15 protein-coding genes and 1 pseudogene are annotated in these 18640 nt (G+C 68.6%); 10 read left to right on the top strand and 6 right to left on the bottom strand.

Translation table 11 applies throughout. The features are described 5' to 3' along the window. The first annotated feature begins 50 nt into the window (after nt 1-50). Genes ACIA5C_RS00905 through ACIA5C_RS00895 form a run of 3 tightly spaced genes read left to right on the top strand, consistent with a single transcriptional unit; the run spans nt 51 to nt 1634 of the window. Nucleotides 51-482 (top strand): VOC family protein, encoded by a 432-nt coding sequence (locus ACIA5C_RS00905; protein WP_396049865.1) that lies wholly within the window; start codon nt 51-53, stop codon nt 480-482. Then, nucleotides 475-1065, top strand: coding sequence for a dihydrofolate reductase family protein (locus ACIA5C_RS00900; protein ID WP_396049864.1), 591 nt, complete (start codon nt 475-477; stop codon nt 1063-1065). The genes ACIA5C_RS00905 and ACIA5C_RS00900 overlap by 8 nt, the downstream gene beginning before the upstream one ends. Further along, a complete protein-coding gene (locus ACIA5C_RS00895; protein WP_396049863.1) occupies nt 1062-1634 on the top strand; it encodes a YceI family protein in 573 nt (190 codons plus the stop codon). Before ACIA5C_RS00900 ends, ACIA5C_RS00895 begins: the two co-directional genes overlap by 4 nt. On the opposite strand, the gene ACIA5C_RS00890 is transcribed toward ACIA5C_RS00895, so the two are convergent. From ACIA5C_RS00890 to ACIA5C_RS00875, 4 genes are all read right to left on the bottom strand, one after another. Next, the gene (locus ACIA5C_RS00890; RefSeq protein WP_396051984.1) at nt 1588-1938 is read right to left on the bottom strand and encodes a hypothetical protein; all 351 of its coding nucleotides are present in this window, start codon (nt 1936-1938) and stop codon (nt 1588-1590) included. The two genes, ACIA5C_RS00895 and ACIA5C_RS00890, sit on opposite strands and share 47 nt — an antisense overlap. A 47-nt stretch (nt 1939-1985) precedes the next feature. Continuing rightward, complete coding sequence (locus tag ACIA5C_RS00885) at nt 1986-2135, bottom strand: hypothetical protein (RefSeq protein ID WP_396049861.1); 150 nt, start codon at nt 2133-2135, stop codon at nt 1986-1988. A 143-nt stretch (nt 2136-2278) separates the two neighbouring features. Then, entirely contained in the window at nt 2279-3760 is a 1482-nt protein-coding gene (locus ACIA5C_RS00880) for an aromatic acid exporter family protein (RefSeq protein ID WP_396049860.1), read from the bottom strand. 173 nt (nt 3761-3933) lie between these two features. Beyond that, on the bottom strand, nt 3934-4065 hold the full coding sequence (locus ACIA5C_RS00875; protein WP_396049858.1) for a BON domain-containing protein: 132 nt from the start codon (nt 4063-4065) through the stop codon (nt 3934-3936). Between the two features lie 4 nt (nt 4066-4069). On the opposite strand from ACIA5C_RS00875, the gene ACIA5C_RS00870 reads away from it, so the two are divergent. Then, a complete protein-coding gene (locus ACIA5C_RS00870; protein WP_396049856.1) occupies nt 4070-4213 on the top strand; it encodes a hypothetical protein in 144 nt (47 codons plus the stop codon). A 49-nt stretch (nt 4214-4262) separates the two neighbouring features. On the opposite strand, the gene ACIA5C_RS00865 is transcribed toward ACIA5C_RS00870, so the two are convergent. Further along, nucleotides 4263-5222 (bottom strand): AraC family transcriptional regulator, encoded by a 960-nt coding sequence (locus ACIA5C_RS00865; protein WP_396049854.1) that lies wholly within the window; start codon nt 5220-5222, stop codon nt 4263-4265. A 359-nt stretch (nt 5223-5581) separates the two neighbouring features. On the opposite strand from ACIA5C_RS00865, the gene ACIA5C_RS00860 reads away from it, so the two are divergent. From ACIA5C_RS00860 to ACIA5C_RS00845, 4 genes are all read left to right on the top strand, one after another. Then, complete coding sequence (locus tag ACIA5C_RS00860; RefSeq protein ID WP_396049853.1) at nt 5582-7786, top strand: putative bifunctional diguanylate cyclase/phosphodiesterase; 2205 nt, start codon at nt 5582-5584, stop codon at nt 7784-7786. Between the two features lie 682 nt (nt 7787-8468). Then, on the top strand, nt 8469-9704 hold the full coding sequence (locus tag ACIA5C_RS00855; RefSeq protein WP_396049851.1) for an ABC transporter substrate-binding protein: 1236 nt from the start codon (nt 8469-8471) through the stop codon (nt 9702-9704). A 14-nt stretch (nt 9705-9718) separates the two neighbouring features. Then, nucleotides 9719-10735, top strand: a complete 1017-nt coding sequence (locus tag ACIA5C_RS00850) for a carbohydrate ABC transporter permease (RefSeq protein WP_396049849.1) — start codon at nt 9719-9721, stop codon at nt 10733-10735. 3 nt (nt 10736-10738) lie between these two features. Then, nucleotides 10739-11599: a carbohydrate ABC transporter permease gene (locus ACIA5C_RS00845; RefSeq protein WP_396049848.1), complete on the top strand. Its 861-nt coding sequence runs from the start codon at nt 10739-10741 to the stop codon at nt 11597-11599. Here ACIA5C_RS00845 and ACIA5C_RS00840 read toward each other — a convergent pair whose 3' ends face one another. After that, nucleotides 11600-12070 (bottom strand): hypothetical protein, encoded by a 471-nt coding sequence (locus ACIA5C_RS00840; RefSeq protein WP_396052061.1) that lies wholly within the window; start codon nt 12068-12070, stop codon nt 11600-11602. On the opposite strand from ACIA5C_RS00840, the pseudogene ACIA5C_RS00835 reads away from it, so the two are divergent. Both ACIA5C_RS00835 and ACIA5C_RS00830 read left to right on the top strand, forming a co-directional pair. After that, nucleotides 12024-12236: pseudogene (locus ACIA5C_RS00835) on the top strand (SDR family oxidoreductase); the annotation flags it as partial. The gene ACIA5C_RS00840 and the pseudogene ACIA5C_RS00835 overlap by 47 nt on opposite strands. 458 nt (nt 12237-12694) lie before the next feature. Next, entirely contained in the window at nt 12695-18571 is a 5877-nt protein-coding gene (locus ACIA5C_RS00830; protein ID WP_396049846.1) for a fibronectin type III domain-containing protein, read from the top strand. Nucleotides 18572-18640 lie beyond the last annotated feature (69 nt).

Genomic DNA, 18640 nt, shown 5'->3' with positions numbered 1-18640 from the left:
GAACCCATGTCCGCAACATGCTGGGCACACACACAACGGAGGTACCGCGGATGAGGACGCTGCACGTCGGACTACGGGTGACCGACCTGGAGCGGTCGCTGGCGTTCTACGCCGCCATCGGTTACGTGATCGTCGGCAGCGTGCCTGCAACCCCGATCGGGCACCTGAGCATGCTCAAGCTCCCCGACGACGAGTTCGTCACCGTCGAGCTGGTACACGATGGCAAGCCGGTCGACCATGGCACCGACCTGAGCCACCTCGTCGTGCAGGTCGAGTCGATGACCGACGCCCTGCACGTGCTGGCCGACCACGGGATCGAGCCGATCGAACCAGGACAGGAAAGCGACGACGGTCTGCAGACGGCGCTCATCGCCGACCCGGACGGCCGCCGGATCGAACTCGTCCAGTGGCCTGCGGGCCACGCCGACGGCATGACCGCCGCCGACTGGCCAGAAGAAGGGGAAGGGAATGAGGATGGGTAGGACGCCACTGCGGCTCTACATGTCCATGTCGGTCGACGGGTACATCGCCGGGCCGGACGACGAACCGGGCCAGGAACTCGGCCGCGACGGCGGGCGGCTGTTCAACTGGCTCGACGACCGGATGTCCGCGGGAATCAATGGGCAGGTGTACAGCGAGGCCCTGTCGACCGGCGCCGTGATCTCCGGACGCCGCACGTTCGAACTGGCCGGCCGTTGGAACGGCGATCATCACGACGGTGTGCCGATCCACGTGCTGACCCATCACGTCGACCCGGGTGATGTGCCACCCGGCAGCGCGAAGTTCTACACCGACGTCAACGTGTGTGCCGCAGAGGCCCGACAGGCGGCGGGCGACCGCGCCGTGCTGGTCCACGGGGCAGGCGCGGCGCAGGCGCTGCTGGCGGCCGGCCAGCTCGACGAACTTGAACTGCACCTCGTCCCGGTGCTGCTGGGTGATGGACGCCGGCTGTTCGAGCCGACTGGACTCGGCCACGTCGAGCTGGAGCCCGTCCGTCGGCTCGAAGGCCGCGACGCCACACATCTGCGTTACCGCATAGTCCGTCGAGAAGGGAAACAGCCATGACTGCCGCATCGCTGACGATCGACGCCTTCGGCATCAGGGTTCCCGTGGGCACCTGGGCCATCGATCCGATGCACAGTTCCATCAGGTTCTCGGTTCGCCACCTGATGGGCAAGGTCCGCGGAACCTTTGAGGAATTCACCGGTCACGTGACGATCGCCGAAGAGCCGGCCCGCTGCTCCGCCACTGCAACGATATTCATGAATTCGGTAAACACCGCAACCCGCATGCGCGACGACGACCTACGATCGGCCAACTTCTTCGACGTCGGCCGCCACCCTGAGATGACCTTCGAGGGCACCGGCCTCGCGGTTCATGACGGGTCGCTCGAACTGCCGGGGAAGCTGACGATCCGGGGCATCACGCGCGACGTTGCGTTGGAAGTCGAGTTCCTCGGCCTCGATGAGACCGGACTGCAGGGCGAGCAACGTATCGGGATCTCGGCGACCACGACGATCCGGCGATCGGACTACGACGTCGGCGCCCGTGCCGGCGAAGGTCAGAAGATCGTCGTCGGCGACAAGATCAGCATCCAGCTCGACATCCAAGCCATGCTCGAAACCTCACCCTGACAGCGCGCTCCCTCGCCACCGCGGCGCGGCGGGCAACCTGCTGGTCCAACAGGATGCGGACGGTACAGTCCTCTACCTGCCGGGCGAGCGGATCCCGCTGCACAGCGACGGCGGCAGCAGCGGGGTGCGCTACATCGCGCTGCCCGGCACCTGGAACTCGACGTAGATGTCCATGCTGAGTCCATGGCCGAGAGCCCGGAGACAGCAGGGTGGTCAGCTGTTTGGAGAGTGCGGAGTCCGACAGCGACACTTCGGTGCGCAGGAAGGCGAAGTCGCACCAGTCCAGCTCGAACAGCACGGACATGATGGCCAGCCGGGTCGGGTCGGAGAGCAGGCGGTCGAGTTGCGCGGTCATCGGGTCGTGCTCAGCCTCTGGCTGAGAGCGAAGAGGCCGGTGAATACGACGCCGTAGATCAGCCCGGCCACGGTGTTCGGGTAGGCGCCCAGGTGGGTGGTGAGGTCTGCGCCGTACCGAGCGACCAGCCAGCCGCTCGCTGCCACCGTGGGCGGCGCGATCGGCTCCGGACTGGAGAACGAGGAGACGGTGCGGGCCGCCGCTTACGGCTACCATCCCGAACCCGCCGGCTGACGGGACGAGACCGACGGGTAGCCCCGCGGTACATGCGGACGTTGAGCCGGTGGGGTCATTCCTGGTCGCCTTCCGGGCTGCCGGTGCGCGGTGGCGGCACGGGCCTCGCCGCGTCCTCCTCGGCCGGGGAGTCGGCAGCGGCCCGAAAGGCGGCCGCCGCGGCGTCGGCGGACGCCTGCTCGGCGAGCGGGCCTGCGCCCGCATCCCCGCGGGAGTGGGCAGCCCGTGGATCGGGTTTGGCCAGATGCTCCGCCGCCTCCGCCGCGGCGTCTGCGGCGACGTCCATCATCCGCCGAACCGCCTGCCGGGAACGATCGGTGACCAGCGGTAGGGACTGTTCAGCGGCGCCCACGACGCGCCGCGCGGCCCGCCGCGGCCCTTCGGCCAGTGACGGCGGGCGCCACGGTCGGGTGGCCGGACGTACCGCCGCCTCGATCTCGACCCGCAGCCGATCCACCGCGGTGAGCAACGCGCCGTGTTGCTGCCAGGCTGCGGCGTCGGCCTGCGGGTCGACCAGCAACAGCCGGCCCAGGTGTTCTCGCCGCCGGTACAACTCGTCCAGCTGCTCGGCCACGCGGGCCCGAGTGGTGTCAACCGGCTCAGCGCCCGCGGCAACGGCGGCCACGCCGTCGAAGGCCGCGCCGGCGAGGTCGAGCACGTCGGCGAGGGCGACGCGGGCGGCCGCGGAGTAGGCCTCCGCCTCGAGCTCCGGCGGCAGATAGAACGTCCGGTCGAACATCTCCCGGCACAGGCTCCGGACGACGATGGTGCAGTACTCGATCGCGGTGAGGGCCGTACGCAGGCGCGGCTGCGCCACGCGGACCTCGCCGCCGCGCGGGTTGAGTACGGCGCTCTGCTCGGCGCGGACCAGCGAGTGGTCGGCCTGCAGAACCGATGCGCTCAGGCTCCGGGCAGCCGAGAGCCAGTCCTGCGCGGCCTGACGTGACCACCCGGAGCGCAGGTCGGTGGCCAGGGAGCGCAGGAAATCCCCCAGGCGGGTGGCCAGGCCGGCGACCGCCGAGCCGGCGGACTCCACATGCACCGGAGGCGCGATCGCGAAGTTCACCGCGATGCCGGTCACCGTACCGATGAGCGTTTCGTACACCCGACCGGCCGCTGCCTGTGGCGCTGCACCGCCGCCGACCGCCAGGACGAGCATCGCGCTGATCGGCACCTCCAGGGTGTGCGACCCCAGGCGGAGAACCTGCCCGAGTACGAGACTTGCGGCCACCACGACTCCGAGGCTCCACCAGCTCAGCCCCACGACGGTGGCGAGGACGACCGCGACCAGGACGCCGGCCAGCACGCTCAGGACACGCTGGAATCCCTCGGCGACCGTCTGATACACGGTCACCTGCACCACCAGGATGGCGGTCAGCGGCGCGAGAATCGGTGTAGCAGTGGTATTCAGCAGGTCGGCGGCGACATAGGCCAATACGGCGGCGAGCGTGACCTTCGCGGTGCGGATCCCGGGAATGCGGCCCCAGCGGGCCAGTACAGCCCGCCGAGGGTGGCGCAGGAGGGTGATCAGCCGCATCGCTCCTCCTGGTCGACCGTTGCGGCCTCGTCTGGTGGGTGTGCATTCAGACGCTGTGGGGGCGGCCGTGGACAGCTGGCCGGAGTTTCACCCTAGCCCCACCAGATCGGCGTGATGCCGCCTCGCACCGGGACCCGAACGGGTGACACCGCGGCGGGCTTGAGGATCACGTTTCACGCGTTGATCGAGATCAGATTCTCCACCTCCGCGACACCGGGCGCCGACCAGGCGACACGCTCGGCCCACGAACGTACGTTCCCCGTCAGGGTGACCTTGCCGCCGTGGGTGGCGACGTTCGAGGGCACCAGCGTGTCCTACGCCGCTACCTTCATGGAGGCGGCCCTCCGCGGCATCGCCGGGATCCTGTTCGGCGTGCTCGCCCTCGTCTGGCCCGGGATCACCGCGCTCGCCCTGCTCAGGGTGATCGCCCTCTGGGCTGCTGGTACTGCCTGAAGGCGTATGCGTGGGAGCCCGGTCTGAACGCCTTCCAGACGGTTCAAGATCATGGCTGTCGCCTCCCGTTGCGTACCGTTCGTGGGCCGGTGGAGGCGTTCAGTGTTTGGGACGGTGACACGCCGTACCGGGCACGGTAGTAGCCCGCAAAACGTCCGAGATGTGTGAAACCCCAGCGGTGTGCGACGTCGGCCACCGTCGTCTGGTCGGGGTCCGCCTGCCGAAGCTCCTCGTGGGCACGGTCAAGGCGGACTTGACGCAGGTACGCGACCGGTGAGATGCCGACGTATCGCTGGAAGCCTGCCTGTAGTGCCCGTTCACTTACGCCGGTGATGTCAGCGAGTTTGGCGATGGTGATCGGTCGCTCGGGATGGCTGTGCATAACCTCGGTTGCCTGTCGTATCGCGCGGGGCGCTGGGTAGGGTCCGCCGGGCGTGGCCAGCCGGTCCCGGTACGGGTGGTCGCTGGCGAGCAGCAGACCGCGCAAGAGCATCTCCTGCAGGGGTTCGGCGAGGAGCGGGTTCTGCGTCAGGCCGCGGTTCTCGTCGAGAACGTCCGCGGCGAGGACGCGGACCATGTTGGTCCAGGTCCGGCCGGGCCCGTGGGTCTGGTCGAGCCGGCGCCTGAGCAGAATCGGGGAGCCCACGGGGGTGTCGAGCATGCGGGCCAGTTGCATTTCGAGGGCGGCGCGGTCGATCTTTACTGCCAGCAATCGGCAGTCGCCGGTCCACCGGTGTAGAACGGTGTCGCCGACCGGCTGGAACACCGCTCCGCTGGTTTCAGTGGCAACCCAAGGTTCGTCTTTGCCCTGCTGCCATTCGAGACGGCCGGACAGGAGCACGTCGACGTGGTACGCGTCGAGCTCGTGCAGCCTCAGCTTGAGGTCCGTGCCGAAGCGCACGTCACCGATCGTGACCGGACCGATATTGGTGACCCGGAGCTGGGTGTCGAGGCTTTCGGACGGCTCCAGCATGTCGACGAAATTGGAGTAGAAGTGCTCGGCAAGCACCAGCCGAGTCTCATCCAGGTCAGGGCTGTGCAGTGTGACAGGGCGCCCCCCGTCATCAGCATCGCTCCCGGGCATACCGCATCACCTCGCCACTACCGGTGCCACTATATCTGCTACCCGGATAGTTGCTCTCTTTTCGGGCGGGTAAACGGGGACCGCACATTTGCTGAGTCACCCGCGCCGCCTTTGGCGCGTAGATCACACGGTTATCCGAATACCGAAGGTCCCGATCCGGTCCCCGTAGTGAGCTGTTTTACAAGACTGGGCGACTTCATACTTGGGCTCAGATGCCTTTGTAATTGCGCCGATGACAGGTCGTGCGACTTACGCGGATTTGGTGCTGGTGGCTCACGGCCGGCGTGCTGGCGACGACTGGTTATTTTCTGCTACCCGCCTCATCGCTCGCCGCGAGGGTCTGCTACAACGCCATTGGCTTGGCATCTGCGGTGGCCGTCCTCGCCGGTGTGCGGCTGCACCGGCCGCGGCTTCGTGGCATGTGGTACTGGTTTGCTTCTGGGCAGGTCCTGGCGGCGCTCGGCGACATCACCTACGACTACTACCTGTACGGCTTGGGCCGCGTGCCGTACCCCTCCGCCGCCGATGCCTTCTACCTCGCCGCCTACCCGTTGCGCATCGTGGGTTTGCTGCTGTTGTCCCGCCGTCGGCGGCCGGACGGTCAGATCGGTCACCTGATCGACGCGGCGATCGCCGCCATTTCGCTTGGCCTGGTGCTCTGGACCTTCATTCTGCACCCGACCGTGGCCGATCGCTCCGCCCCGGCTCTGTCCCGTGTGATCAGCACCGTGTATCCCGTAGCGGACCTGGTGTTGTTGGTGATGCTGGCGTGGCTGTTCACCGACCCGCGCAGCCGCACTACCAGCAGCAGATTGCTCAATGCCGCCGCAGCGACTCTGCTGGCCGCGGACACCGCCTACTCCGTGTTGATTGTCTACTTCGATGCCGACCCATTCGCCTTGGACGCGATGTTCGCCGCCTCCACTCTGCTCTGGGCGGCGGCCGCCTTGCACCCTTCGATGGCGGCGGATTCAGGCGTGGTGCGATCCCCGAGCACCGAACGCAGTGTTGCCCGCTTATGCGCACCCGCCGCGTGCTCGCTGATCGGGCCGGCGCTCCTTTTGACCCCGTACGCGGCGAAGAACACCGTCGACGGCACGGTCATCGCCTGCAGCGCCATCATCCTTATCCTGCTCACCATCGTTCGGATGGCCCTTATCCTGACGCAGCTGAAACGGCAGTCACGCGACCTGGAAGGGCTCGCCATGCAGGACGAAATGACAGGCCTGGCCAACCGGCGTCGATTCGAGAGCGCATTGCGAGCGGCGATGGCCGACGGCCCGGTACAGGTCGGCTTGCTCGGCTTGAACGGTTTCAAGAATGTCAACGACGAACTCGGACGCTCGATCGGCGACCGGGCGCTCTGCTCCCTTGCCCGACGGCTGGCGCGGGCGGTGCCGGACGACGCTCTGCTGGCCCGGATGGGCGGCGACGAATTCGCCGTCCTGCTGCCCGGCAGGAGCGCCCCGAGATCCGGCGCGCTGGCCACGGAGCTCGCCGCCCAGCTGCGCGAACCGGTTCACGCGGGCGGACACGATCTGCTCGTGAGCGTCGGTATAGGTCTCGCCGACGGCGAGCGCGACGATCCGATGGAGGTACTGCGCCGGGCCGAGGCGGCAATGTCCGCCGCCAAAAGAACCGGCCAGACGTACCGACACTGGGAGCCGGCTATCGATGAACAGTCGACCGGGCATGCCAAGCTCGGTGCCGAAATGCAGATCGGTCTGGACGCCGACCAGTTCCGGGTGGTCTACCAGCCGATCGTGGCCTTCCCGGAGGGCCGGGTCGCCGCGATCGAGGCGCTGGTGCGCTGGGAGCACCCACAGCGGGGGATGATCAGTCCGGCGCAGTTCGTACCGGTGGCCGAGCAGAACGGCCTTATCATCGAACTCGGTGCGTGGGTCCTGCGGACGGCCTGCCGCCAAATGGCACAGTGGCGGGCTGAACTGGGTGGTAGCGCCCCCGATAAGGTCAGCGTCAACGTCTCCGCCCGTCAACTCGCCCGGCCGGGCTTCGCAGCGACCGTGGCTGACATCCTGGCCGAGACGGGACTCTCACCGCACTTCCTTGCCGTAGAGGTTACCGAGACCGCCGTCTTCGAGGGCGGCCAGTCCGTGACAACGCTGCACGAACTGCGGAAGCTCGGCGTACGGATCGCGCTGGACGACTTCGGCACCGGGCATTCGTCTCTCGGACTGTTGCAGACGGTGCCGGTCGACATCCTCAAAGTCGACAAGTCGTTCGTCGACAACGTCACGGAGGCCGGTCGGCACAGCGTGATAGCGGAGGCGCTGATCCAGATAAGCACCGGGCTCGGCATGACCGCGGTCGCCGAAGGTGTCGAGACCGCCGAACAGGCCGACGCGCTCTATCGGCTCGGCTACACACTGCTGCAGGGTTACTACTTCAGCCGTCCCGTCGCCGAGCCCGACCTGCGTCCGCAGCGCGTGATCGAAACCGTCGACACCGGCATCGGGTTCGGCGCCTGACTGCATTTCAGACGCCTGACTGGATTTCAGACGTAGGCCGTCCTCCGGCGAGTCGACATCGGACCCGCCCAGGAGCGGTCGGTACCACGCATCTGAATTCAGCTGGCCGCCGGCCGCGCGCCGAACTGCGGCAAGTCGGTGCCACGGGGCCAGACTCCTCGCCGCGACGACGTCCGCGCAGGTGTTAGCGCCCCACAGGTAAGGGCCTCGGGAGAGGATGTTCTGGGGTTCAGGTGGCGGCCCGGCATTGAGAACGCTAACACCTCACCACACTGCCTCGACGCATTCAAGCCACTGATTGCGCGTCGGGGTGCGACCTTCTGGGCTCACAATCCATAACGGGTTTTCACCAGGATCCTGGGTTCGCTGCCTTCAGGAATTGCCGCTGGGTGCAACTTCCGAGGAAGCCCGTGACTTTCGGCAACTGGGCTCGTGTCAGTTGCGCGTTCCGGGGAGGGTCTCGAGGTCCGGAGTGGAGGTACCTCACTGTTAGTAACCGCCGGTACAGAATCGTTACACCTAGCGTCCTGTTGATCTAGATAGGTGTCTTGACATATCCATGTCTCTCTTTCTAATTTGAGCGTCACATTCCGGAAACTTTCCGAGAGTTTCGGCTCGAGAGGTGAGTCTCATGGCACCTGGTAAGACCGTTGCAGTGGCTGCTGTGTTGATATTGAGTGCCGTGAGCGTCGCCGCCTGCGGAGGCGGCGATGACAACCAGAGCTCCGGCGGCAATGTCACGATGTCCTTGTGGCAGAACGCCACCACCGGTCCGGGAGCGGCGTTCTGGCAGAAAACTACGGCCGACTTCCACGCCGCCCACCCGAACGTCACCATCAAGATCCAGACGGTGCAGAACGAGGATCTGGACGGCAAACTCCAGACCGCGTTGAACTCCGGCTCCGCCCCCGACATCTTCCTCCAACGCGGCGGCGGCAAGATGGCCGCGATGGTCGAAGCGGGCCAGCTCAAGGACCTCACCAACGACGTCACCGCCGAGACCAAGGCAGCGGTGGGAGACGCCGCCCTCGGCACCGGGTCGCTCGATGGCAAGCTCTACGCGATTCCGCAGTCGATCCTGCCCGGCGGTCTCTGGTACAGCCAGGACCTGTTCAAGGCGGCCGGAGTCACGACGCCACCGACCACCATGGACGAATTCAACGCGGCGGTGACCAAGCTCAAGGCCAAGGGCACGCCGATCGCCCTCGGCGGCAAGGACGCCTGGCCGGCCGCCCACTGGTACTACTGGTTCGCGCTGCGCGCCTGCAGCAAGGCCACGCTCGACGCCGCGGCCAAGAGCAAGTCCTTCGACGACCCGTGCTGGACGAAGGCCGGTAACGACCTCAAGACGTTCGCCGGCACGCAGCCGTTCAACAACGGGTTCCTGACCACCTCGGCGCAGCAGGGCGCGGGCAGCTCGGCCGGCCTGATCGCCAACCACAAGGCGAGCATGGAACTCATGGGCTCCTGGGATCCGGGCGTCATCGCGGGCCTGACCAAGAACCAGAAGCCGTTGCCCGACCTCGCCTTCTTCCCGTTCCCGACGGTGCCCGGCGGCCAGGGCGACCCGGCCGCGATCATGGGTGGCGCGGACGGGCTCTCCTGCTCGGCCAAGGCACCGAAGGAATGCGCCGACTTCCTCAACTACCTCGACACCAAGGACGTGCAGATCGCCTACTACAAGGCGTTCAACTCGTTGCCGATCAGCAAGGAGGCCCAGACCGCGGTCACCGAGCCCTACCTCAAGGCGGTTCTCGACGCGTACAACAAAGCGCCGTACGTCTCGCAGTGGCTCGACACGGTCTACGGCCAGAACGTCGGCAACGCCCTCAACGTCGCGGTCGTGAACATGCTCGCCGGCAAGGGTGACGTCGCCGGAATCATCAAGGCCGTGAACGACGCAGCCAAGAAGGGCTGAGAGGTAGCCGAACGATGAGCAGCAACTTCGGTGGCGAGAGAGTAGCGGTCACTGAGGATGCGCCCGGCAGTCCGGAACGGGACGGAGGCGGCGTCCAGACGTCGCCTCCGTTGCGTCCTCGCCGGCGCGGAATCGGTTGGGCCCAGCGGGCCGAGATCGCGGTGTTGTCCGGTCCCGCGATCCTGATGTTCCTGGCCTTCGTGATCTTCCCGATCGTGCTGGCCGCCTACTACGGCTTCTACAAGTGGAAGGGTTACGGGGTTCCGACCAACTTCGTCGGCCTCGAGAACTACAAGACCATCCTGCAGGACAGCACGTTCCGCGACGCCCTGCAGCACAACGGCCTGATCGTCGTGCTGTCGCTGGTTCTCCAGGGTCCGATCGCCCTCGGGTTCGCGCTGATGCTCAACCAGAAGATCCGCGGCCGGTCGGCCATCCGGCTGCTCATCTTCCTCCCGTTCGTGATCTCGGAGGTCATCGTCGGGACCAGCTGGAGCCTGCTCCTGCAGGTCAGCGGGGCCGTGAACGGCATCCTCGACGCGATCGGACTGGGTTCGTTCAAACAGGACTGGCTGGCGAACCCGAAACTCGCCATCTGGACGCTGATGATCATCCTGACCTGGAAGTACATCGGCTTCGCGGTGATCCTGTTCATGGCCGGCATGCAGAACATCCCGGAGGAGCTGTCCGAGGCGGCCGCGGTCGACGGTGCGTCGTACTGGCAGATCCAGCGCCGGATCACCGTGCCGCTGCTTGCCCCGACCATCCGGATCTGGGGCTTCCTCTCGATCATCGGCGCACTGCAGCTGTTCGACCTCGTCTACATCATCTGGGGTCAGTACGTCGCGTCGACCGCCGGGACGTCGACCATGGTCACCTACATGGTCGTCGAGGGCCGTAACGCGGCGAACTACGGGTACGGCAACGCGGTCGCGGTCGTGCTCTTCGTCATCTCCATGATCATCGCTCTCGTGTACCAGCGTTTCGTACTGCGCCGGGACACCGAGGGCGCGCTCACCGACGGACGGTAGAACATGGCCACGATTACGCATTCCCGGCTCACCCCGAGGAGAAGAGGTCTCCCCTGGGGCAGCCCGATGGTCTACCTGGTCGCGCTGGTGCTGATCGGGCTCATGCTCGGGCCCGTCCTCTACATCATCATCGGCGGCTTCCGGGACAACTCGCAGATCACCGTCAGCCCGGCGGGCCTGCCGCGCCCTTGGCGGCTCAGCAACTACACCGGCATCCTGCAAAGCGATGTCTTCTGGCGCCAGGTCGGCAACTCGACCATCGTCGCTCTCGGCACCACCCTCGGTGTGGTCGTGCTCGGCGTCATGGCGAGCTTCGTCCTGGCCCGGTACCACTTCCGCGGCCGCGGGGCGATGTACGCCCTGTTCGCCGCCGGTCTGATGTTCCCGGCCACGGTCGCCATCACGCCGCTGTACATCCTGGTCAAAAACCTCGGCCTGGTGAACACGTTGCCCGGCGTCATCCTGCCCCAGATCGGTTTCGGCCTGCCCACCACGATCATCATCCTGGTGCCCTTCCTGCGGGCGATCCCCCGGGAGATCGAGGAGGCGGCCGCGATCGACGGCTGCGGCCGGCTCGGCTTCTTCTGGCGGATGGTGCTCCGCCTGTCGGTCCCGGGTCTGATCACCACCGGGATCCTGGCGTTCCTCGGCAGTTGGAACAGCTACCTGCTGCCGTTGTTCATCCTCAACAATCAGGACACCTTCACGCTGCCGCTGGGCGTGCAGGCGTTCTCGTCGCAGTACTCGACCGACACTGCCCGGGTGCTGGCGTTCACGTCTCTGTCGATGATCCCGGCACTGATCTTCTTCAGCCTGTTCGAGCGGCGCATCGTCGGCGGGCTGACCGGCGCGGTCAAGGGATAGTCACGGCCCCGGTCCCGTGGTGATATCAGGCCGCTGGGGCCGGGTGTTCCGCCCCGACCTGGGCGCCCCACGCGCGGGCGGCCTTGTGGAAGGCGGCAGTCCGGCTGCTTCGGTCGTCCGCGTGGGTGACCGCCACGACGCGGCAGGGTTCGATGCCGGTGATCGGGATCGTGGCGACGCCCGGGTGCGCGTGCTGCGGCGGTCGCCGGCGGGCAGGACCGCGACCGCTCCGCTCGCGACGATTTCGAGCTTGTCCTCGAAGCTGTCCTCCGGCTTCGGTGGCCTGCTCCACATGGTCGGGGTGCTTGTGCACGCGACGAGGTTCTCGCCGGCCAGGTCCTCAGGTGCGAGCGACTCGCGGCCGGCGAGCGGATGAGTTGCGGGCAGGATCGCCACCCGCGCTTCACCGTGCAGCGGCTCGCCGATGCTGGTCGAGGGCAGCGGCGTCGTGTTCACCACGTCGGTCGCCAACGTCAGGGGCCTGCCGATGGGCAGCGTCTACGCGGCCAGCAAGGCCGCGCTGCGCTCGATGACCCGCGGCCTGGCTCGCGAGCTGCTCGACCGGAAGATCCGGGTCAACGCGGTCAGCCCGGGCCCGATCAACACCGGCATCCAGCGGCGTTCGATGCCGGCCGACGCGGCGCAGCGGCTGGAGGCGGATTTCGTCGCCCGCAACCCGATGGGCCGCATGGGAAGCCGATCGAGGTGGCACGGGCGGTGCTGTTCCTGGCGTTCGACGCCACCTACACCACGGGCGCCGAGCTGGCCGTCGACGGGGGCGTCTCGCAGCTGTAGTCGGCAGGCTGATCCGCACTCGTTCAGCCCCCCGATAAAGCGCGGTAGTGGTCTGGAGCAGTCCAGATTGGTCTGTCTTTTCGAGTTGCGGTGCAGAGTCGCGCGCGGATCCGCCTATTAGCAGTCACTGGCTCGGCGAGCCATCCTAATAGCCCGTTCCGACCCTATTTACACCTGAAATAGCTACCTTGTGGTGGTGGCAGACCTACCCGGGCCCTGCCGTGGTCCGGGAAATCTACGTGGGGGAGTGGGCAGGTGCGAGAAGAGGTGCCTCGACGACGGCGGCGAGTTTCCAGGTGGGTGGTCACGACAGCCGCCGCCCTGTTGTCCATCGGAACGGTCGCGGTTGATCCCGCCCCCGCCCTGGCCAGCCCGCTCGGCGCACCGGCCGGCGTGACGCTGACGCCCGGTCGCCGGCTCATCAAGGTCGACTGGATTGCGCCGACCAACCCCAACGGCACGGTGGCGACCTACGTTGCCACCGCCAGCACCGGCGAGAGCTGTACGGTCAACGCGCCGGCCCTGACCTGCAACATCACCGGGGTCGCGGCGAACACCAGCATCACGGTGGGCGTCAAGGCCTGTCCGGTTGATCAGGCGGATTGCTCGGTCGCGACGCAGGGCGCCGGACCGGTCAAGGCCGGCCCGCCCGGCACCCCGGCCGCTCCGACGGTCGTCTTCAAGGGCAACCCCAACGCGGTCACGCTGAGCTGGGCCGCACCCGACCCGGGTGCGGGCATCGACTCCTACCGGATCACCGCGACGCCCTCGGCCGGCCTGACCGGCACCTGCGGCTCGCTGGTGTCCGCGCCGGCGACCACGTGTGACTTCGGCGGCCTGGTCGACGACACCTCCTACACGTTCAAGGTGACCGCCGTGGGCGTCACCAACGGCGCCGGGACCACCGGCACGTCCGCGGCCGGCGCCGCCTCGGTCGCCAAGGTCGCCGGCAAGCCGCACGCGCCGGCGAAGCCCACCGTGACCCGCCAGGCGGACGACGCGGTGGTCGTGAGCTGGGACCGGCCGAGCGGCGGCCAGACCATCTCCGGGTACGCCGTGACGGCCAGCCCGGCGGCTCCGCAGGTCTGTACCTCCGGCCCGGACGTCACCGAGTGCAAGGTCACCGGGCTCAACCCGGCCTTGTCGTACACGTTCACGGTCGTGGCCAAGGGCGAGGGGCCCGACGGCGGCACCTCCGACCCCAGCCCCGTCTCCGACCCGATCGTGCCCGGCATGCCGGCCACGCCGTCGACGCCGACGGTGGAGCTCGGTGCCGCACCTGGAGCGGTCACCGTCTACTGGGATCCGCCCACCGAGGGCGGCACCGTGACCACGTACCTGGTGGAGGCCGACTCGCCGAACGGCGGGACCGCACCGACCGGGGCACCGGCCACGGTCGCCGGGAACGTGACGCACCGGGACTTCACCGGCCTGCAGAACGGAAAGCAGTACCGGTTCCGGGTGACGGCGAACAACTCCGCCGGCAACCCGGTCTCGGACTGGAGCGATCCGATCGTCTCCGAGGTGCCGGACAAGCCCGCCACGCCGACCGTCACGCTGGGCGACGCCGAGGGCAAGGTGGACCTCAGCTGGGCCGCGAACAGCACCGGCGGACCGGTCGTGTTCTACCGGGTGACGGCCCTGCCGGCGTCCGGCAACCAGACCGGCACTCCCGCCGCCGGGTGCGGATTCAACCTGAGCGCGCCCACCTGCACCATTTCCGGCCTCGACAAGGCCGTGTCGTACACCTTCAAGGTGACCGCCGTCGGTGACCTGGGATCGGTGGATTCGGACGCGAGCGCGTCGATCCTGCCGGCCAAGCCGAACGCGCCGACGGACCCGGCCGTGGCCCTGAACAACGATGACGCCACCGTCTCCTGGAGTGCGCCCAGCGGCGGTGGCGTGGTGGTCAGCTACACGGTGACCGCCGCGGTCTCCGACGGCAGTGCGGCGCCGTCGCCCTGCACGGTGACCGTGGCCTCGGGTGATCCGCTGCAGTGCGCGTTCAACGCGCTGAACCCGGACAAGCAGTACGGGTTCAACGTCAAGTCCGTCAACACCGCCGGAAGCACCGAGGTCTCCGCCGTCCCGTCGGTGGGTGCCGTGCCGAGCGAGCCGCAGACGGTGGCGGCCGCCCTGGTCAGCAACACGCCGGGTGCCGTGGACGTGACCTGGACCGCTCCGGCGGTGGGCACAGCCACCCGTTACTCCGTGAAGGCCACCTCGGCCGACCAGGTCACGATCCCCAACGACTGTCATGTGGGCGGCGCCACGGTGACCTGCCGCTTCACCGGGCTGGACACGGCCGGGCACTACACGTTCACCGCGCGGGCCGAGAACGAGCTCGGCTGGTCCGACGCGGCTGCTACCGCTCCCATCGTGGCGAACGTGCCCGCCGCCCCGACCTCGGTGGCGGTCACGGTGACCGCGTCCGGCGAGGCGACGGTGACCTGGGCTGCGCCGCCGAACACGGGCGGCACGGTCGCGACCTACACAGTCACGGCGACCTCGCCGGACAGCGGCACGCCTCCCGGCGAGAGTCCCTGCTCCGTCGACGTCGTGGCAAACCCGTCCGCTGCGTTGTCATGTGCGTTCACCGGGATGGATACGACCGCTTCGTACCGCTTCACGGTTCGCGCCGCCAACGCGGCCGGCGGTACGGACGCCGCCACGACCGCCGCGGTCCTGCCCGCGGGGCCGGGCGCCCCGACCAACGTTCAGGTAGCCCTGGTCGCCGGGCCGAAGGTCACGGTGACCTGGGACGCGCCGGCCGATGGCGCGCCGGTCACGCAGTACACGGTGACCGGGTCCTCCACCGACGGCGGGACCACCCGAACCTGTACGGTGACTCCGCCGGCCGCGCGTACTTGCGACTTCACCAACCTGACGCTGACCGCGCACTACTCGTTCGTGGTCAGGGCGGCGAACGCGGTGGACGGCACCGACGCGGGCGCCGTGCCGGGGATGCCGTTCATCCCGGACAAGCCGGGCGCGCCGGGCAACGTGGCAGCGGTCCGGGGCAACGCGGCCGGTAAGGCCACGATCACCTGGGACGCACCGGCCACCGGCGGCGAAGTCGCGACGTACACCGTGACGCCGGCCTCGGCCGACGCCGGGGCAACCGTTCCGGCGGCCTGTGAGGTCACGCCTCCGAACGCGCAGTCGTGCACCTTCACCACGCTGACGCCGAGCATGCCGTACACGTTCGTGGTCAGCGCGACCAACACGGCGGGCACCTCGACGACGACCAGCACACCGGCACTCGTGCCGAACGTGCCGGACAAGCCGGCCAACGTGACCGTGACCGTGCCCGTTCTGGGCCAGGCGACAGTGACCTGGGACGCGCCGGCGGGCACCAGCGCACCGCCCAGTGACGGCTGGGTCGTCACCCCGGTCTCGGCGGACGGCGGAGCCACTCCGTCGCCGGCGAGCTGCACCAGAACCGCGGTGCAGAGCCGGACCTGTACTTTCACGGGCCTCACGCTGACCTCGTCCTACTCCTTCACCGTCGAGGCGACCAACGAGGCGGGTTCCGTCAGCTCGGATCCGACCACGCCGGTGGTGGCCAACAAGCCGAACCAGCCGCTTCCCCCGATGGTCAAGGTCATCGACGGGGGTCACGCGGCGGTGACCTGGACCGCGCCCATCGGCGGCGGCCCGATTACCAAGTACACCGTCAACGCCTACACGGCGGCCGCCCCGACCACCGACATCGCGTCGGCGGCCTGTACCGAGGTCACGACCCTCAGCTGTGACTTCGACGGGCTGGTCGAGACGGAGACGTACACGTTCCGGGTAGCCGCGATCGGCCCGGGTGGCAGCAGTCAGAGCGACCGCAGCCCGGCCGTCACCACGGCCGCCCCGGGCAAGCCGGACGCGCCGGCGGTGGACCTGACCGGTTCGCGTGCGGTGACGGTCACCTGGGCCGAGCCGGCCACCGGCGGTCCGGTCGAGAGCTACACGGTGACCTCGGTGCCGGACATCAGTGCGCCGGCCCGCTGCACCAACGTGAAGGTGTTGACGTGCGTCTTCGACCGGCTGATCCCGGGCACGACGTACACGTTCAAGGTGTCGGCCAACGGCACGGGCGACCGCTCGACCGCGAGTGACGCATCGACGCCCGTCACGATCGCCGCGGCCGCGCCCGGCGCGCCGGGCGCTCCCGGCGTCGAGGTTCTCTCGTCGAGTTCAGCGCGGGTGACCTGGACGGCGCCGACCGGCGGCGGCCCGGTCGTCACGTACACGGCTCAGGCGTACACCTCCGGGACTCCGGACGCCGGCCTCACGTCGAACGCGGGCTGCACCGACGTTTCCACCCTCAGCTGCGACTTCACCGGGCTGAGCGACGCGGAGACGTACACGTTCCGGGTGACCGCCCGAGGTCCCGGCGGCGACTCGCTCGGTGAGCGGAGCGTGCCCGTCAGCACGGCCGGGCCCGGCAAGCCGGCGGCTCCCACGGTGCAGCTGGCCGGCCCGAACGCGGTGACGGTGACCTGGACCGCGGCACCGGGCGCCGGTGCGGTCACCAGTTACACGGTGACCTCGACGCCGGACGTCAGCGCGCCGGCGCGCTGCACCAACGTACGGCCGCCCGTGATGACCTGTGTCTTCGACCGCCTCCGCGGCGGTACCGAGTACACGTTCAAGGTCGTCGCCAACGGTTCGGCCGACCGCGCCACCTCCAGTGACGCGTCCACGCCCATCGTCGCGGGTCCGCCCGCAGCGATGGCCGCTCCCACGGTGTCGCCGGCCGGTGCCAACGCGGTGACGGTCACCTGGACCACGCCGACGACCGGTGGTCCGATCACCGGCTACCTCGTACGGTCCGACCCGAGCTCGGCCGGCTGCACGGTGACCGGGAAGGCCACCACGTCCTGTGTGGTGTCGGGCCTGACCGGTACGACCGCCTACACCTTCCAGGTCAAGGCGGTCGGCGTGGCCGGCGGCGGCGACTCGGAGTGGAGCCCGGCGTCCGCGCCGATCACGCCCGGCGCGCCGGCCGCCCCGACCGATGTCGCGGTGTCCGGTGGCGACGGGCAGATCTCGGTGTCCTGGACCACGCCCGCCGTCACCACCGGGATCGTGCGCTACCGGGCGGTTGCCACGCCGGGTAACGCCTACTGCGAGACGACCACGAACACCGACACCGAGTGCGTCATCACTGACGTGACGAACCTGAGGTTCTACACGGTGACGGTCATCGCCGTCGGGGACGGCGTCAGCGCGGTCAGCGCTCCGTCGGCACCGGTACGGCCCACCGCCGGACGGCCCGGCAGCCCGACCGCCGTGACGGCCACCGTCAGCAGCGGCAGTCAGGCCGTGGTCAGCTGGACCGCGCCGACCTCGGTCGGCAACGGCATCGCCCGGTACACCGTGACCGCGGTGAACGCCGCCGGTAGGCGGGTGACCTGCAGTACGCCCAACGGCAGCACCACCAACTGCGCGCTCACCGACCTCAGCGCCGGCACGTACTCGGTGACCGTGGTGAGCGTCGGGCGTTCCGCCAGTGGTTACTCGGAGCCCAGCGCGGCGTACTCGCTCGTCCTCAAGGCGCCACCGGGAGTTCCGACGAACGTCACGGTCACCGGTACGACCGCGGCAAAGAGCCTGAGGGTGGACTGGAAGGCCGGCGCCGCCGGTGACGGAATGGCCGGCTTCACGGTCACCGCCACCCCGGCCAGCGGCATCGGCACGGCACCCACGTGCACCACCCTGGGAGCCGTCGCGGCGGGGGGCGCCGCGACCTGCAATATCGCCAACCTCACGCCGGGCATCTACACGGTGACCGTCGTGGCACGGGGAACGACGGGGGTGCCGAACTCGGCCGCTTCCGCCGGAGTGCAGGCCACGGCGCTGGCCGGGCTCGCGCCGACCCCGGCGACGTCGGTGCCGAGCGGCAGCCCGGCCACGCTGACGGTCTCGTCCACCACGGTGAAGGTGGGTGCGACGATCACGGTCGGCGGCAGCGGATTCGCTGCCTACACCACGGTCAACCTGGTGATCATGGGTGGGACTTCGCTGGGGACCGTCGTCACCGATGCGAGCGGTGCATTCACCGACAAGCAGGTGACGCTCCCGGCCGGAACCGGCGCGAAGACGCTGGCGGCGGTCGGGTTGCCATCGACCGGCACCGCCTTCAGGTATCAGACGGCGGCGCTGACGGTGGCAGCCGCCTAGCAACACACCTCTGTGGCGGGCCGGAAGGGAAGTCCCTTCCGGCCCGCCATGCACTTTGACGCCCTCAGG

The organism is Actinoplanes sp. NPDC051343 (assembly GCF_044455125.1).
Lineage (GTDB): Bacteria > Actinomycetota > Actinomycetes > Mycobacteriales > Micromonosporaceae > Actinoplanes.
This window is presented reverse-complemented; position numbering and strand designations above follow the sequence as displayed.